The organism is Mycobacterium montefiorense (assembly GCF_003112775.1).
Classification (GTDB): Bacteria; Actinomycetota; Actinomycetes; order Mycobacteriales; family Mycobacteriaceae; genus Mycobacterium; species Mycobacterium montefiorense.
The window spans coordinates 249033-262817 of sequence record NZ_BFCH01000018.1 but is presented as its reverse complement, the minus strand read 5'-3'; the positions used below and the strand labels follow the sequence as shown (position 1 = coordinate 262817).

The following is a 13785-nucleotide window of genomic DNA, read 5'->3' as shown; positions in this document are numbered from 1 at the left end:
GCCTGCGAAATTACAGTCGGGGCGCAAACGGTCCGTACTACAGGCCGTAGTTTTCATTGGCCTACGATCGGGCGGTGGCTGTCGGACGAGTGCTGTTGCGGTTGGTGGACCTGCTCCCTGACCCCAGCCAGCGCGTCCAGCGGATCATCGCCGCCACCGTGATCGGATCCCAGGGCGGTATCGCCGTCACCGGCTCGATCGTCCGCGTCACGGCTTCTGGCCTGGGTTGTCCCACCTGGCCGCAGTGTTTCCCGGGCAGTTTTGTCCCGGTCGCTGTCGCCGAAGTACCGCGAGTTCATCAGGCCGTCGAATTCGGCAACCGGATCTTCAGCCTCGCAGTGGTGGTCACCGCCGCGCTTGCCGTGCTGGCGGTGTACCGGGCCCGCCGGCGGGCCGAGGTGCTGACGTACGCGTGGCTGATGCCGGTGTCGACGGTGGTGCAGGCAGTGATCGGTGGCATCACGGTGCGCACCGGGCTGCTGTGGTGGACGGTGGCGATTCACCTGCTGGTGTCGATGACGATGGTGTGGCTGTCGGTGCTGCTGTACGTCAAGATCGGCGAGCCGGATGACGGGGTGGTGCACGAGCGGGTGGCCAAGCCGCTGCGGCTGCTCACCGCGCTGACTGCGATGAACCTGGCCGTGCTGCTGGTCACCGGCACGCTGGTGACCGCTGCCGGCCCGCACGCGGGCGACCGCAGCCCAAGTCGCACGGTGCCGCGGCTGCAGATCGAGATCACCACGCTGGTGCACATTCATTCGTCGCTGCTGGTCGCCTATCTCGCGCTGTTGGTCGGGCTGGGCTTCGGGCTGCTGGCCGTCGGCGCGACGCGGGCGATCATGCTGCGACTGGGCGTGCTGCTGGCCCTGGTGTGCACGCAAGCCGCCGTCGGCACCACGCAGTACTTCACCGGCGTTCCCGCGGCCCTGGTTGCCGTGCACGTCGCCGGCGCCGCGGCCTGCACAGCCGCGACCGCTGCGCTATGGGCGTCGATGCGAGAACGGGCCAAGCCCGAGCCGCTCGCAGGCTGACTCCACCGCGAGCGCGAACTTGCGCTGGGCCAGGTCTCGAGCCCCGGCATCGAGTCGCCGCCAGTCCAGCGACGGATCGACCAGCTGCAGCTCCAGCAGCTGAGAACCACTCAAATGCACTCGCGCATAAAGCAATTCGCTTACCTCGATGCCCGTCTCGGCCGCCGCCGCGGCCAGTGTGGCGGCGCCGACATCCCAGAGTTCGAAATCGGGCTCGGAGGGAAACGCATGCGAGGGCTTGCCCCCGAGAAAGACCAGCACCGTCTCGGGCCCCGGCGCGGGCTGCACCAGCACACTGCGCCCGGCGTCGTGCAATTGCGCGGCATACGCGACCGCCGCTGACCGATCGGCGCACAAGCGAGTGCCCGTGCCGACGGCCGGACCAATGAACACCTGACCGGAAGCCGGCAACCGAACCCGTCGGTCCGGCGCGACGATCTCCCCCGGCACCGTCGGCACCCCGCGCGCTGCCAGGTCGTGCAGATAACGCCGGTCGAGATTCCAATTGACAACATTCGCTGCATTCAGCAGTTTCTTGATGCCGACGGTCCACGCGAGGAACTCCTCGAGCCGCCCGGGGTAATCGTGCGGGGCACGCAAGATCACCAGATCCGCATGGCACGTATCGGGGTTATCCCAGGACAACCAGCGCGCATGCAGACCGCGCTGGCGCAGCGCGGCGACCAAGCCCGCGTCGTCGCCGTCACCGGCGGGGTGCTGTGGACATCCGGCCAGCACGATGCGGGGATGGAAGACGTCCGGTCGGGCAAGCCTCATGCCCGGGCATGATAGCGACATGCATGCAATCGAAGTCAGTGAAACTGGCGGCCCCGAGGTCCTGCGCTACGTCGACACGGCACAGCCCACGCCGGGCCGAGGCGAGCTGCTGATCCAGACCGAGGCCGTCGGCGTCAACTTCATTGATACCTATTTCCGTTCCGGGCAGTACCCCCGCGAAGTGCCATTCGTCCTCGGCTCCGAGGTGTGCGGCACCGTGGTGGCCGTGGGTGAAGGGACCAACGAAGAGTTCAGCGTCGGCGACCGCGTGGTGTCTGCGGCGGCCTCCGGTGCATACGCCGAATTTGCCACTGCGCCAGAACATTTGACCGCAAAAGTACCGGACGGCGTCAGCTCCGAAGTGGCGGCCTCAGTGCTACTGAAAGGCCTGACCGCGCACTACCTGCTGAAGTCGGTGTACCCGGTGCAGGCTGGTGACGCGGTACTGGTGCATGCCGGCGCCGGCGGCGTCGGGCTGATCCTGACCGAGTGGGCACACCTGCTCGGCGCCCGGGTCATCTCCACCGTGTCCACGCCCGAGAAGGCCAAGCTGTCCAAGAAGGCCGGCGCCGACGAGGTGCTCTCCTACCCTGATGACGCCGCGCAGTTCGGCCTCCAGATTCGCGAGCTCACCGGTGGCGTCGGGGTGGCTGCGGTGTACGACGGCGTCGGCGCCACCACGTTCGACGCCAGCCTGGCCAGCCTGGCCGTCCGCGGGACTCTGGCGCTGTTCGGCGCCGCCAGCGGGCCCGTGCCGCCAGTGGATCCACAGCGACTCAATGCCGCTGGCTCGGTATTCCTGACCCGCCCTACGCTGGCCCATTTCATGCGTACCGGCCAGGAGTTCAGCTGGCGCGCCGACGAATTGTTCGAGGCGGTTGCCAGCGGAGCGATCAACATCGAAGTCGGTGGCCGCTATCCGCTGGCCGAAGCGACACGCGCGCACCAGGACCTGCAGGGCCGCAAGACCGCCGGCTCGATTGTGCTTCTGCCGTAAGCGGTTTCAAGGCACGTCAGGCCTTCGGGCAGAAGATTCCGAGAATCTGCTGGCAGTTGTCTCTATTGATTAGGCCCGGCGACGCCGGCGGCGGAGGGGGCGGCGGATTGTCACCGTCCCAAATGTTTTGGGCCACATTGCCCTGCCCGAAGTAGACGTAAACGTAGGTGTGGCAAATGTTGTTGTCCCAAACAACCGGGTTGGTGACGTGATTGCCGGTCGGCGGCAACGGTTGCCCCGGGCACCAGTGGCATGGTCCCTGAGGGTGGTCGTTGGGACAGCCGGGCCACGCATCCAGCGGGACGGGCCCGCGTTGAGCCTGGGCGATGGCGAAATCGGACAACGCCAGACCACCCGAGAGCAGCGCCGCGGCGATGAACTTCTTGACGATGCGCCTGTGTGCCATGGCCTCGCGTCCTTTTCCGCACGGTGTGACAGCCAGTATTGGGCTGCGCTCTTTGCACCGCATGGGTATTGGCTGTGCGTCACTGGCAAGTGCACAAGCGTCAGCGCACTACCTATGTCGAGAAAGCGATATCGGTGTCAGAGCAGCGTCGGCAACGCGATCACCGAGTCGACCGCCAGCGCGCAGAACACCACCGCGAGGTAGTTGTTCGACTGCAGGAACAGCCGCAATGGCTTGACCGGCTCGCCGGCCCGGACCCCGGCGTACAACTGATGGGCCATCGCCAGGAACCACACCCCGGCCACCACCGCGACCGCCGTGTACAGCCAGCCGGCGGCCAGCGCCAGCACCATGGTGGCCAGCACGGTCAGCCAGGTGTAGATCAGGATCTGCTTGGTGACCTGACGCTCGGTCGCCACGGCGGGCAGCATCGGCACGCCGGCCAATTTGTAGTCGTCCTTGTACCGCATCGCGAGCGCCCAGGTGTGCGGGGGCGTCCAGAAGAAGATGATCGCGAACATCGCCAACGCCGGCCAACCGATGGTGCCGGTGACGGCCGACCAGCCGATCATCACCGGCATGCAGCCGGCGGCGCCGCCCCACACGACGTTCTGCGAGGTGCGGCGCTTGAGCAGCAACGTGTAGACGAACACGTAAAACGCGATGGTGGCGATCGCGAGCAGTCCCGACAACAGGTTGGTCGTCCGCCAGAGCCAGCAGAACGAGCCCACGGTGAGCACCAGCCCCAACACCAGGGCATTCCGGGTCGGCACCGCGGCCCGGGCCAATGGCCGGCGCGCGGTCCGTTTCATCAGTTTGTCGATGTCGGCGTCGACCACACAGTTCAGCGTGTTGGCCCCGCCGGCCGCCAGCATCCCGCCGACCAACGTGTTGAGGATCAGCAGCGGGTCCACCTGGCCGCGGTGCGCCAACAGCATCGCGGGGATGGCCGTCACCAGCAGCAGTTCAATGACCCGCGGCTTCGTCAGCGCCAGGTAAGCCAGCATCGAGCCACGTATCCGGCTCGGCGCGACGCGCCCGCGAACGCTCACGCAATAACTCCTTGGGGTCGCAGCAGGGCGCAGCATCTACTACGCACGATGGTAGACCGGGTCGAGGCCGCAGCCAGCCTCCAGGGTCTATTCACACAGAATTTCCCGGCGGCGGCGGTGATCGCAAGTTCTGAGACGCTCGGATGTCATGTCCCGGAAAGGCGCCAGGAATACCCGCAAACCCGCACTGCAAACGCTGGCGCTCCCGCACTAGGGTGAGGATTGATCTGCGCTATGACTTACGGCCACCCCAAGGACTGACGCCTGTGACCACTCTCGAAGAGATCTCTACGCTGACCCGACCGCACCACCCCGACGACTGGACCGATCTCGACTCGGTTGCCGTCGACACGGTGCGGGTGCTGGCCGCCGATGCCGTGCAAAAGGTCGGCAATGGCCACCCCGGGACGGCGATGAGCCTGGCGCCGCTGGCCTACACCCTGTTCCAGCGCACGATGACCCACGACCCCAGCGACCCGCACTGGTTGGGCCGCGACCGGTTCATCCTGTCGGCCGGGCACAGCAGCCTGACGCTGTACCTGCAGCTCTACCTGGGCGGGTTCGGCCTCGAACTGTCCGACATCGAGTCGCTGCGCACCTGGGGCTCCAAGACTCCGGGGCATCCAGAGTTCCGGCACACCAAGGGTGTTGAGATCACCACGGGTCCGCTGGGCCAGGGCCTGGCGTCCTCGGTCGGGATGGCGATGGCGGCGCGCTACGAACGCGGCCTGTTCGATCCGGACGCGGCCCCGGGCGAAAGCCCGTTCGATCATCACATTTACGTGATCGCGTCGGACGGAGACATCGAGGAGGGCGTGACCTCCGAGGCGTCCTCGCTGGCGGCCGTCCAGCAACTGGGCAACCTCATCGTGTTCTACGACCACAACCAGATCTCGATCGAGGATGACACCGACATCGCGCTGTGCGAGGACACCGCCGCGCGCTACCGCGCCTACGGCTGGCACGTGCAGGAGGTGGAAGGCGGCGAGAACGTCGTCGGAATCGAAGAGGCCATCACCAACGCGAAGGCCGTCACGGACCGGCCGTCGTTCATTTCGCTGCGCACCATCATCGGGTTCCCGGCCCCGAAGTTGATGAACACCGGCAAGGCGCACGGCGCTGCACTGGGCGACGAAGAGGTCGCGGCCGTCAAGAAGATCCTGAACTTCGACCCCGACAAGACCTTCGAGGTCCGCGACGACGTCATCGCGCACACCCGCAAGCTGGTGGATCGCGGCAAAGAAGCGCACGAGAAGTGGCAGGCCGAGTTCGACGCCTGGGCCCAGCGTGAACCCGAGCGCAAGGCCCTGCTCGACCGGCTGATCGCGCAAAAGCTGCCCGACGGCTGGGATGCCGACATCCCACACTGGGAACCGGGATCCAAAGAGCTGGCCACCCGGGCGGCCTCGGGCAAGGTGCTGTCCGCGGTAGGGCCCAAACTTCCCGAGTTGTGGGGCGGCTCGGCCGACCTGGCGGGCAGCAACAACACCACCATGGATGGCGTGAAATCGTTTGGCCCGCCGTCGATTACGACGAAGGACTACACCGCCGACTGGTACGGTCGCACGCTGCACTTCGGTGTCCGTGAGCACGGGATGGGCGCCATCCTGTCCGGCATCGTGCTGCACGGGCCGACCCGCGCATACGGCGGCACCTTCCTGCAGTTCTCCGATTACATGCGCGGAGCAGTGCGGCTGGCCTCGCTGATGGACATCGACACCATCTACGTGTGGACACACGATTCCATCGGCCTGGGTGAAGACGGGCCGACGCACCAGCCGATCGAGCACCTGGCGGCGCTGCGGGCCATCCCGAAGCTGTCGGTGGTACGTCCGGCCGACGCCAACGAAACCGCCTACGCCTGGCGCACAATTTTGGCGCGCGGCAATGGCAGCGGCCCGGTCGGGTTGATCCTGACCCGTCAGGGTGTGCCGGTGCTCGAGGGCACCAATATCGAAGGCGTCGCCCGCGGAGGGTACGTGCTGGGCGATGAAGGCGACGAAGAACCCGACGTCGTCCTGATCGCCACCGGGTCCGAAGTCCAGCTTGCGGTCGAAGCCACAAAACTGTTGGCGGACAAGGACATTATTGCCCGGGTCGTGTCGATGCCGTGCGTGGAATGGTTCGAGTCCCAGCCGGCTGAGTACCGCGACAGCGTGCTGCCGCCGTCGGCCTCGGCCCGGGTGGCCGTCGAGGCCGGCATCGCGCAACCGTGGCACAAGCTGGTCGGCGACACCGGGAAGATCGTCTCGATCGAGCACTACGGCGAATCCGCCGACGCCAAAACATTATTCCGCGAGTTCGGCTTCACCGCGGAGGCCGTCGCTGCCGCCGCGGAAGAAGTAGTCGACAACTGAGAAAGGGCGATTACATGAGCACTCAGAACCCCAACCTCGCTGCGCTGTCCGCCGCGGGCGTGGCCGTGTGGCTTGACGACCTCTCGCGGGACCGGCTGAAGTCCGGCAACCTGCAGGAGCTGATCGACACCAAGAGTGTGGTCGGCGTGACCACCAACCCGTCCATCTTCCAGAAGGCGTTCGCCGAGGGCGACGCTTATGACGGCCAGATCGCCGAATTGGCCGAGCGCGGCGCCGACGTCGACGCCACCATCCGCACCATCACCACCGACGACGTCCGCAACGCATGCGACGTGCTCAAGCGCGAGTGGGAAGCCTCGGACGGAGTCGACGGCCGCGTGTCCATCGAGGTCGACCCGCGGCTGGCCGGCGAGACCGACAAGACCTCCGCACAAGCCGTCGAGCTGTGGAAGATCGTGGACCGGCCGAACCTGCTGATCAAGATTCCCGCCACCAAGGCCGGCCTGCCGGCAATCACCGCCACTCTGGCGGAAGGGATTTCGGTCAACGTCACGCTGATCTTCTCCGTCGAACGGCACCGCGAGGTGATGGACGCCTACCTGGCCGGCCTGGAGAAAGCCCGCGAGGCGGGACACGACCTGTCCAAGATTCATTCGGTGGCATCGTTCTTCGTCTCGCGCGTGGACACCGAGATCGACAAGCGACTGGAAAAGATCGGTTCGCCCGAGGCACTGGACCTGCGCGGCCTGGCCGGTGTCGCCAACGCCCGACTGGCGTACGCGGCCTACCAGGAGGTCTTCGAAAGCGGCGATCGCTACCAGGCGCTCAAGGCCGACGGAGCCCGCGTGCAGCGTCCGCTGTGGGCGTCGACCGGGGTGAAGAACCCGGACTACTCCGACACCCTCTACGTCACCGAACTCGTCGCCGCCAACACCGTGAACACCATGCCGGAGAAGACGATTGACGCCGTCGCCGACCACGGTGACGTCACGGGTGACACGATTCGCGGCACCGCCGACGAGGCCCAGGGCGTGTTCGACAAGCTCTCGGCGGTCGGGATCGATGTCACCGACGTGTTCGTGGTCCTGGAGAACGAAGGCGTGGAGAAGTTCGTCGAATCCTGGACCGAGCTGCTGGACGAGACACAGAAACAGCTGAGCTCCACCAACAAATGACGCAGAGCGCTGATGGCTCGCAATGGTGTAATCCCTTGCGAGACAAGGACGATAAGCGACTGCCCAGAATCGCCGGGCCTTGTGCCATGGTGCTTTTCGGCGTCACCGGCGACCTGGCGCACAAAAAGGTGGTGCCGGCCGTCTACGACCTGGCCAATCGTGGCCTGCTGCCGCCGACCTTCTCGCTGGTCGGCTTCGGCCGCCGCGACTGGGATCACGACGCCTTCGCCCAGGTAATCCACGACGACGTCAAACAGCACTGCCGCACCCCGTTTCGGCAGGCCATTTGGGATCGGCTGGCCGAAGGACTGCGGTTCGTGCAGGGTGCTTTCGATGATGACGCCGCGTTTGCGCGGCTGGCCGAGACCCTCGACAAGCTTGACGCCGAGCGCGGCATCGGCGGCAATCATGCCTTCTACCTGGCGATCGCCTTCTACCTGGCGATCCCACCGAAGTCGTTTCCGGTGGTATGCGAAAAACTGCACTCCTCCGGTCTGGCCCGACCAATTGAGGACAGGTGGAGCCGGGTCGTCATCGAAAAGCCGTTCGGCCACGACCTGAAAAGCGCGTGCGACCTCAACCACGTGGTGAACTCGGTGTTCCCAGAGGAGTCGGTGTTCCGCATCGACCACTATCTGGGCAAGGAGACGGTGCAGAACATCTTGGCGCTGCGCTTCGCCAATCAGCTGTGGGACCCGATCTGGAACGCGCACTACGTCGACCACGTGCAGATCACGATGGCCGAGGACATCGGCTTGGGCGGGCGGGCCGGCTACTACGACGGCATCGGCGCGGCCCGTGATGTCATCCAGAACCACCTGATGCAGCTGCTGGCGCTCACCGCGATGGAAGAACCGGTTAGCTTCAATGCGCACGCTTTGCAGGCCGAGAAGATCAAAGTGCTGTCGGCCACCCAACTCGCCCAGCCGATCGAGGCGACCACCAGCCGCGGCCAATACGCGGCCGGCTGGCAGGGCGGCGAGCAGGTGGTGGGACTGCTTGACGAGGAAGGTTTCTCAAAGGACTCCACCACCGAGACCTTCGCGGCGATCACGCTCGAGGTGGACACCCGTCGCTGGGCCGGGGTGCCGTTCTACCTGCGCACCGGGAAACGCCTGGGCCGCAGGGTGACCGAGATCGCGCTGGTCTTCAAACGCGCCCCGCATCTGCCGTTCGACGCCACCATGACCGACGAACTCGGCACCAACGCCCTGGTAATCCGGGTGCAGCCCGACGAGGGCATCACGCTGCGGTTCGGATCCAAGGTCCCGGGCGCGATGGAGGTCCGCGATGTCAACATGGACTTCTCCTACGGCTCGGCGTTCGCCGAAGACTCCCCCGAGGCGTATGAACGGCTGATCCTAGACGTGCTGCTGGGCGAGCCGTCGCTGTTCCCGGTGAACGAGGAGGTCGAATTGGCTTGGCAGATACTCGATCCCGTCCTCGACCATTGGGCATCGAACGGTAAGCCCGACGCGTATGAGTCGGGTACCTGGGGGCCGGCTTCGGCGGATGAGATGTTGCGCCGAACCGACCGGGAATGGCGGCGGCCGTGATAGTCGATCTGCTCGACACCACCACCACCGCGGTCAACAAGAAGCTCGACAAGCTTCGTGAACAGGCCGGCGTGGTGATGATGGGCCGCGTTGGAACGCTGATCATCAAGTCCGACAACGACACCCTGCTCGAGGAGGCCATCGAGGCCGCCAATGCAGCCAGCCACGAACACCCCAGCCGGGTCCTCGTCGTGGCGGCCGGCGACACCGATGGTCGCGATGCCCGCCTGGATGCACAGGTTCGGGTCGGCGGCGATGCCGGCGCCGGGGAGGTGGTGGTGCTACGGCTGTCCGGCCCTCTGTCCGGGCACTCGGCCAGCGTCGTCATTCCGTTCCTGCTTCCCGACATTCCGGTCGTGGTGTGGTGGCCCGATATCGCTCCCGCGGTGCCCGCCCAAGACCCGTTGGGCAAGTTGGCGATTCGCCGGATCACCGATGCGACCAACACCGACGACCCGCTGTCGGTGATCAAGAGCAGGCTTCCCGGATACACCGCCGGGGACACCGACCTGGCCTGGGCGCGGATCACCTACTGGCGGGCGTTGCTCACCTCCGCGGTCGACCAGAAGCCGCACGAGAAAATCGAATCCGCGCTGGTTTCCGGTCTGCGCACCGAGCCCTCGCTCGACGTCCTGGCTGGCTGGTTGGCCAGCCGGATCGACGGGCCGGTGCGCCGCGAGGTCGGCGAGCTGAAGGTCGAACTGGTACGTAAAACCGAAACCATCACTTTGAGCAGGCCGCAGGAGGGCGCGACCGCGACCCTGAGCCGGACCGGGCGCCCGGATGCTCTGGTTCCGTTGGCGCGCAGAGAAACCCGCGAATGCCTGGCCGAAGACATGCGCCGCTTGGACCCCGACGAGGTCTACTTCAGCGCGCTGGAAGGAATCGATAAGGTGCAATACGCGTGAGTACAGTCGTTGAGATCTTTCCGGACAGCCAAACCCTGGTCGAGGCGGCGGGCGGCCGGCTGGTCGACACCATCAGGGCCGCGGTGACGGCGCGGGGGCGCGCCCTGATCGTGCTGACCGGCGGCGGCAACGGGACCGGGTTGCTGAAGCATCTGCGCGCTCATGCCGACCAGATCGACTGGTCGAGGGTTCACCTCTTCTGGGGCGACGAACGCTACGTTCCCGAGGACGACGACGAGCGCAACGAGAAGCAGGCGCGCGAGGCTCTGCTCGATCACATCGACATCCCGTCGAGCAACGTGCACCCGATGGCCGCCAGCGACGGCGAATTCGGCACCGACCTCGCCGCCGCGGCGCTGGCCTACGAACAACTGCTGGCGGCCAACGCCGAAGCCGGCGAGCAGGTCCCGAACTTCGATGTGCACCTGCTGGGCATGGGCCCCGAGGGGCACATCAATTCGCTGTTCCCCGACACCGCGGCGGTGCGTGAGAGCACCCGGATGGTGGTGTCGGTCGACGACTCCCCCAAGCCGCCGCCGCAACGAATCACCCTGACGATTCCGGCGATCCGCCGCTCCCGCGAGGTGTGGCTGATGGTCTCCGGGTCAGCCAAGGGCGATGCGGCCGCCGCTGCCATCGGCGGCGCCCAGCCGGTCGCGATACCGGCCGCGGGGGCCGTCGGGCTCGAAACGACGCTGTGGCTGCTCGACTCCGACGCCGCCGCCAAGCTTCCCGCCCCGGGCTAGACCGCCCCGCCAGCCACCGCAGCACCGACGCCTGCGCAGATTCAAATCGATGTTTCGAAGTTTTGCCCGGTTGTGTCCCGGTCATAATTAGCGTTATGGCAGACCGAACGGTGCGCAACGGGCCCGAGCGAAATCGGATCAAGACCCTCACTCAGGCGGCTTTGAACGCCGATAAGACGGTCGAGCAGGTCGAGGACGTCCTCGACGGACTCGGCAAGACCATGAACGAGCTGAGCAGTTCCCTGACCCGGTTGAACGGCACGGTCGAGCGCTTGGACGGCGGCCTGGATCACCTGGAGGGAACCATGGAAAGCCTCGACGAGCTCGCCAAACGCCTCATCTCGTTGGTCGAGCCGGTGGAGGCGATCGTCAAGCGCATCGACTACATCGTGAGCATCGGCGAGACGGTCATGTCACCGTTAGCGGTGACCGAACACGCGGTACGCGGTGTGATGGACCGGCTGCGGAACCGGACGACTGGCTAAATCAGAATCGGTGGCTCGTGTGCGCGCAGCGGCGGAAGTTCACCGGTGAACTTCTCCATCTCAACGAGTACATGTTGACCCGTGCTGCCGTGTGCCAACGACGACGTGCCGCAGTCGTTGCTCAGCGCATTGGGGTTACCGTGCACGCACATCGATGCCGGATCGCTTGGGTCGGCGGGGTCGAACCATGCCCCGGTGGATAGCTGCACCACTTGCGGTCGCACGCTGTCATCGACCACGACACCCGCCAGGCAAGCGCCGCGATCGTTGAATACCCGTGCGATGTCGCCGTCGCTGAGCCCCCGCGCCGCGGCATCATCCGGGTGAATCCGGATTGGTTCTCTCCCCTGAATTTTTGACGCAATGCTGGCAGCACCGTGATCGAGCTGGCTGTGCAGGCGAGTCTTCGGCTGGTTGGCGATCATGTGCAACGGATACTGCGCGGCGCGCGGACCGCCTAGCCACTCCGTCGGTTCGTACCAGGCGGGGTGGCCGACACAATCCGACAGGCCGAACCCGTCGATCGTGTCCGAAAAGATCTCGATGCCCCCGCTCGGAGTACCCAACCGATGGGCGATCGGGTCAGCACGAAAATCGGCAAGCCACGTGAGGCCAGTCCTCGTCGGCAGCCGAAGCTGGCCGGCACGCCAGAAATCGTCAAATGACGGCACCGCGAAATCCAGCTCCGCCGACCACTTTTCGTAGCTATGTTCCAGCCACTGACGTGCACTGCGGCCCTCTGTGAATCGCTCGCCGAATCCCAACCGCTGGGCCAGCATGGAAAAAGTGTCGTAGTCATCGCGGGCATTGGCGTACCTCGGCACCATCGCTGGCATCGCGGTCAGCATGGCAGCGGTCTTACTCCCCGCAAAGTCGTCACGTTCGAAACTGGTGGTGGTGGGTATCACGATGTCAGCGTGTTTAGCCATTGCAGTCCAGAACTGTTCATGCACCACAATCGTGTCCACCCCGGCGAGTGCCCGGCGAAATCGGGGCAAATTCTGGTGGTGGTGAAAAGGGTTGCCGCCAGCCCAATAGACGCATTTGATATGCGGCAGATCGAGTAGTTTGCCGTTGTAAGCCAGCTGTTCACCCGGCCGGCACAGCAGCTCAGTGATCGCCGCCACCGGGATATAGGCCGACACAGGGTTGCTGCCCTGCGCGAATGTCGGCAGGCTACACGCCAGCGGCGGGTTACCGACGCCGTTAGCGCTGTAACCGTGACCGTATCCCCCACCCGGAAGCCCGATCTGGCCCAGCATCGCCGCCAGGGTGGCACCCATCCACACGGTCTGCTCGCCGTGTTCGGCCCGTTGCAAAGACAAGCTGGTGGTGATCAGAGTCCGGCCGGCCGCCATCCGACGGGCGAGATTCCGCAGGCCATCTGCATCGATCCCGGACAGGGCTGCGGCCCATTCGGGTGTCTTAGGCGTCCCGTCCTCGCTGCCCAGCAGATAGCGCTCGAAGCGTTCGTAGCCCACGCAGTAGGTGTCGAGGAAGACGCGATCGGCCAGCGATTCAGTGGCCAGCACATACGCCAGACCCAACATGATCGCCACATCCGTGCCCGGCACAGGTGCGATCCACTGGCAGCCATCATCGAGTGAGCCGGCGATCGCGGTGATGTCGTCGCGCAGCGGGCTGATCGACACCAACCGGCCGCCGCCGGCCCGGTATCGGGTGACGTAGTCACGGTCTGGATGCGCGGCGGCACCACCGGGCATCACCGCGGAGTTCTTCAGCGGCAACCCGCCGAACGCCACTAATAGCTCGGTGTGGTCGACGATGACATCCCAGGTGGTGCTGCTTGCCATGGCATCAAACAGGTTTGAGCCGAAGACATGGGGGAAGATGACTTCGGATGCGCCGGCGCTGTAGCTGTGTCGGGATGCGGTGTAGCCGCCCAACATATTCAGAAAACGATGTGTCTGACTCTGCGCATGGTGAAACCGCCCGGCGCTGGCCCAGCCGTAAGAGCTGCCGTAAATCGCCTCGTTGCCATAGCGGTCGACCACGCGGCGCAGCTCGGCGGCCACCAGGTCGATCAATTCGTCCCAGCTGATCTCGACGAACTCCTCGGTCCCGCGCGCCGAACTGGGTCCAGGACCGTTTTCCAAACACCCGCGCCGCACGGCTGGGTTGAGGATGCGGCTGCGGTGCCGCACCGCACCCGGCAAGTTCTGCAGCAACTGAGACGGATTCGTGTCATCGCTCGGCGCACTCACCGACGTGATATCCCCATCACGCACCTGCGCGGTGAATACCCCCCAGTGCGTTACCGATGTGTGAGTGGGCGACATCTGCGCCAGAATACCCGCCGCCAGCGGCGCTAAG

At 65.6% G+C, this 13785-nt stretch carries 12 protein-coding genes; 8 read left to right on the top strand and 4 right to left on the bottom strand.

Annotated elements, in window-relative coordinates; translation table 11 throughout:
* The first annotated feature begins 56 nt into the window (after positions 1-56).
* The gene (locus DB708_RS13925) at positions 57-1031 is read left to right on the top strand and encodes a COX15/CtaA family protein (RefSeq protein ID WP_409347597.1); all 975 of its coding nucleotides are present in this window, start codon (positions 57-59) and stop codon (positions 1029-1031) included.
* Here DB708_RS13925 and DB708_RS13920 read toward each other — a convergent pair.
* On the bottom strand, positions 981-1808 hold the full coding sequence (locus DB708_RS13920) for a hypothetical protein (protein WP_108922696.1): 828 nt from the start codon (positions 1806-1808) through the stop codon (positions 981-983). The two genes, DB708_RS13925 and DB708_RS13920, sit on opposite strands and share 51 nt — an antisense overlap.
* Before the next feature lie 19 nt (positions 1809-1827).
* Here DB708_RS13920 and DB708_RS13915 point away from each other — a divergent pair, with 19 nt between their 5' ends.
* Positions 1828-2805: a quinone oxidoreductase family protein gene (locus DB708_RS13915; protein ID WP_108922694.1), complete on the top strand. Its 978-nt coding sequence runs from the start codon at positions 1828-1830 to the stop codon at positions 2803-2805.
* Between the two features lie 16 nt (positions 2806-2821).
* Here DB708_RS13915 and DB708_RS13910 read toward each other — a convergent pair whose 3' ends face one another.
* A complete protein-coding gene (locus DB708_RS13910) occupies positions 2822-3211 on the bottom strand; it encodes a hypothetical protein (protein WP_108922692.1) in 390 nt (129 codons plus the stop codon).
* 137 nt (positions 3212-3348) lie between these two features.
* Entirely contained in the window at positions 3349-4263 is a 915-nt protein-coding gene (locus DB708_RS13905) for a heme o synthase (protein WP_108922690.1), read from the bottom strand.
* A gap of 266 nt (positions 4264-4529) precedes the next feature.
* Here DB708_RS13905 and tkt point away from each other — a divergent pair, with 266 nt between their 5' ends.
* The 6 genes from tkt to DB708_RS13875 all read left to right on the top strand — a co-directional run bounded on the left by tkt (position 4530) and on the right by DB708_RS13875 (position 11451).
* The gene (gene tkt / locus DB708_RS13900; protein WP_108922688.1) at positions 4530-6620 is read left to right on the top strand and encodes a transketolase; all 2091 of its coding nucleotides are present in this window, start codon (positions 4530-4532) and stop codon (positions 6618-6620) included.
* Between the two features lie 14 nt (positions 6621-6634).
* Entirely contained in the window at positions 6635-7756 is a 1122-nt protein-coding gene (tal, locus tag DB708_RS13895) for a transaldolase (RefSeq protein ID WP_108922686.1), read from the top strand.
* The gene (gene zwf, locus DB708_RS13890; protein WP_108922684.1) at positions 7753-9312 is read left to right on the top strand and encodes a glucose-6-phosphate dehydrogenase; all 1560 of its coding nucleotides are present in this window, start codon (positions 7753-7755) and stop codon (positions 9310-9312) included. The genes tal and zwf overlap by 4 nt, the downstream gene beginning before the upstream one ends.
* Complete coding sequence (gene opcA / locus DB708_RS13885; protein ID WP_108924210.1) at positions 9309-10220, top strand: glucose-6-phosphate dehydrogenase assembly protein OpcA; 912 nt, start codon at positions 9309-9311, stop codon at positions 10218-10220. The genes zwf and opcA overlap by 4 nt, the downstream gene beginning before the upstream one ends.
* Positions 10217-10966, top strand: a complete 750-nt coding sequence (gene pgl, locus DB708_RS13880) for a 6-phosphogluconolactonase (RefSeq protein WP_108922682.1) — start codon at positions 10217-10219, stop codon at positions 10964-10966. Before opcA ends, pgl begins: the two co-directional genes overlap by 4 nt.
* An 86-nt stretch (positions 10967-11052) precedes the next feature.
* Positions 11053-11451: an ATPase gene (locus DB708_RS13875; RefSeq protein WP_108924208.1), complete on the top strand. Its 399-nt coding sequence runs from the start codon at positions 11053-11055 to the stop codon at positions 11449-11451.
* On the opposite strand, the gene DB708_RS13870 is transcribed toward DB708_RS13875, so the two are convergent.
* On the bottom strand, positions 11448-13751 hold the full coding sequence (locus DB708_RS13870) for a molybdopterin guanine dinucleotide-containing S/N-oxide reductase (protein WP_108922680.1): 2304 nt from the start codon (positions 13749-13751) through the stop codon (positions 11448-11450). The two genes, DB708_RS13875 and DB708_RS13870, sit on opposite strands and share 4 nt — an antisense overlap.
* Positions 13752-13785 lie beyond the last annotated feature (34 nt).

What these genes read in the sequence shown, in the direction of transcription:
- zwf (WP_108922684.1), top strand. Translation starts at nt 7,753, where the DNA reads ATGACGCAGAGCGCTGATGGCTCGCAATGGTGTAATCCCTTGCGAGAC.
- DB708_RS13920 (WP_108922696.1), bottom strand. Translation starts at nt 1,808, where the DNA reads ATGAGGCTTGCCCGACCGGACGTCTTCCATCCCCGCATCGTGCTGGCC.
- DB708_RS13910 (WP_108922692.1), bottom strand. Translation starts at nt 3,211, where the DNA reads ATGGCACACAGGCGCATCGTCAAGAAGTTCATCGCCGCGGCGCTGCTC.
- DB708_RS13915 (WP_108922694.1), top strand. Translation starts at nt 1,828, where the DNA reads ATGCATGCAATCGAAGTCAGTGAAACTGGCGGCCCCGAGGTCCTGCGC.
- tal (WP_108922686.1), top strand. Translation starts at nt 6,635, where the DNA reads ATGAGCACTCAGAACCCCAACCTCGCTGCGCTGTCCGCCGCGGGCGTG.
- DB708_RS13870 (WP_108922680.1), bottom strand. Translation starts at nt 13,751, where the DNA reads ATGTCGCCCACTCACACATCGGTAACGCACTGGGGGGTATTCACCGCG.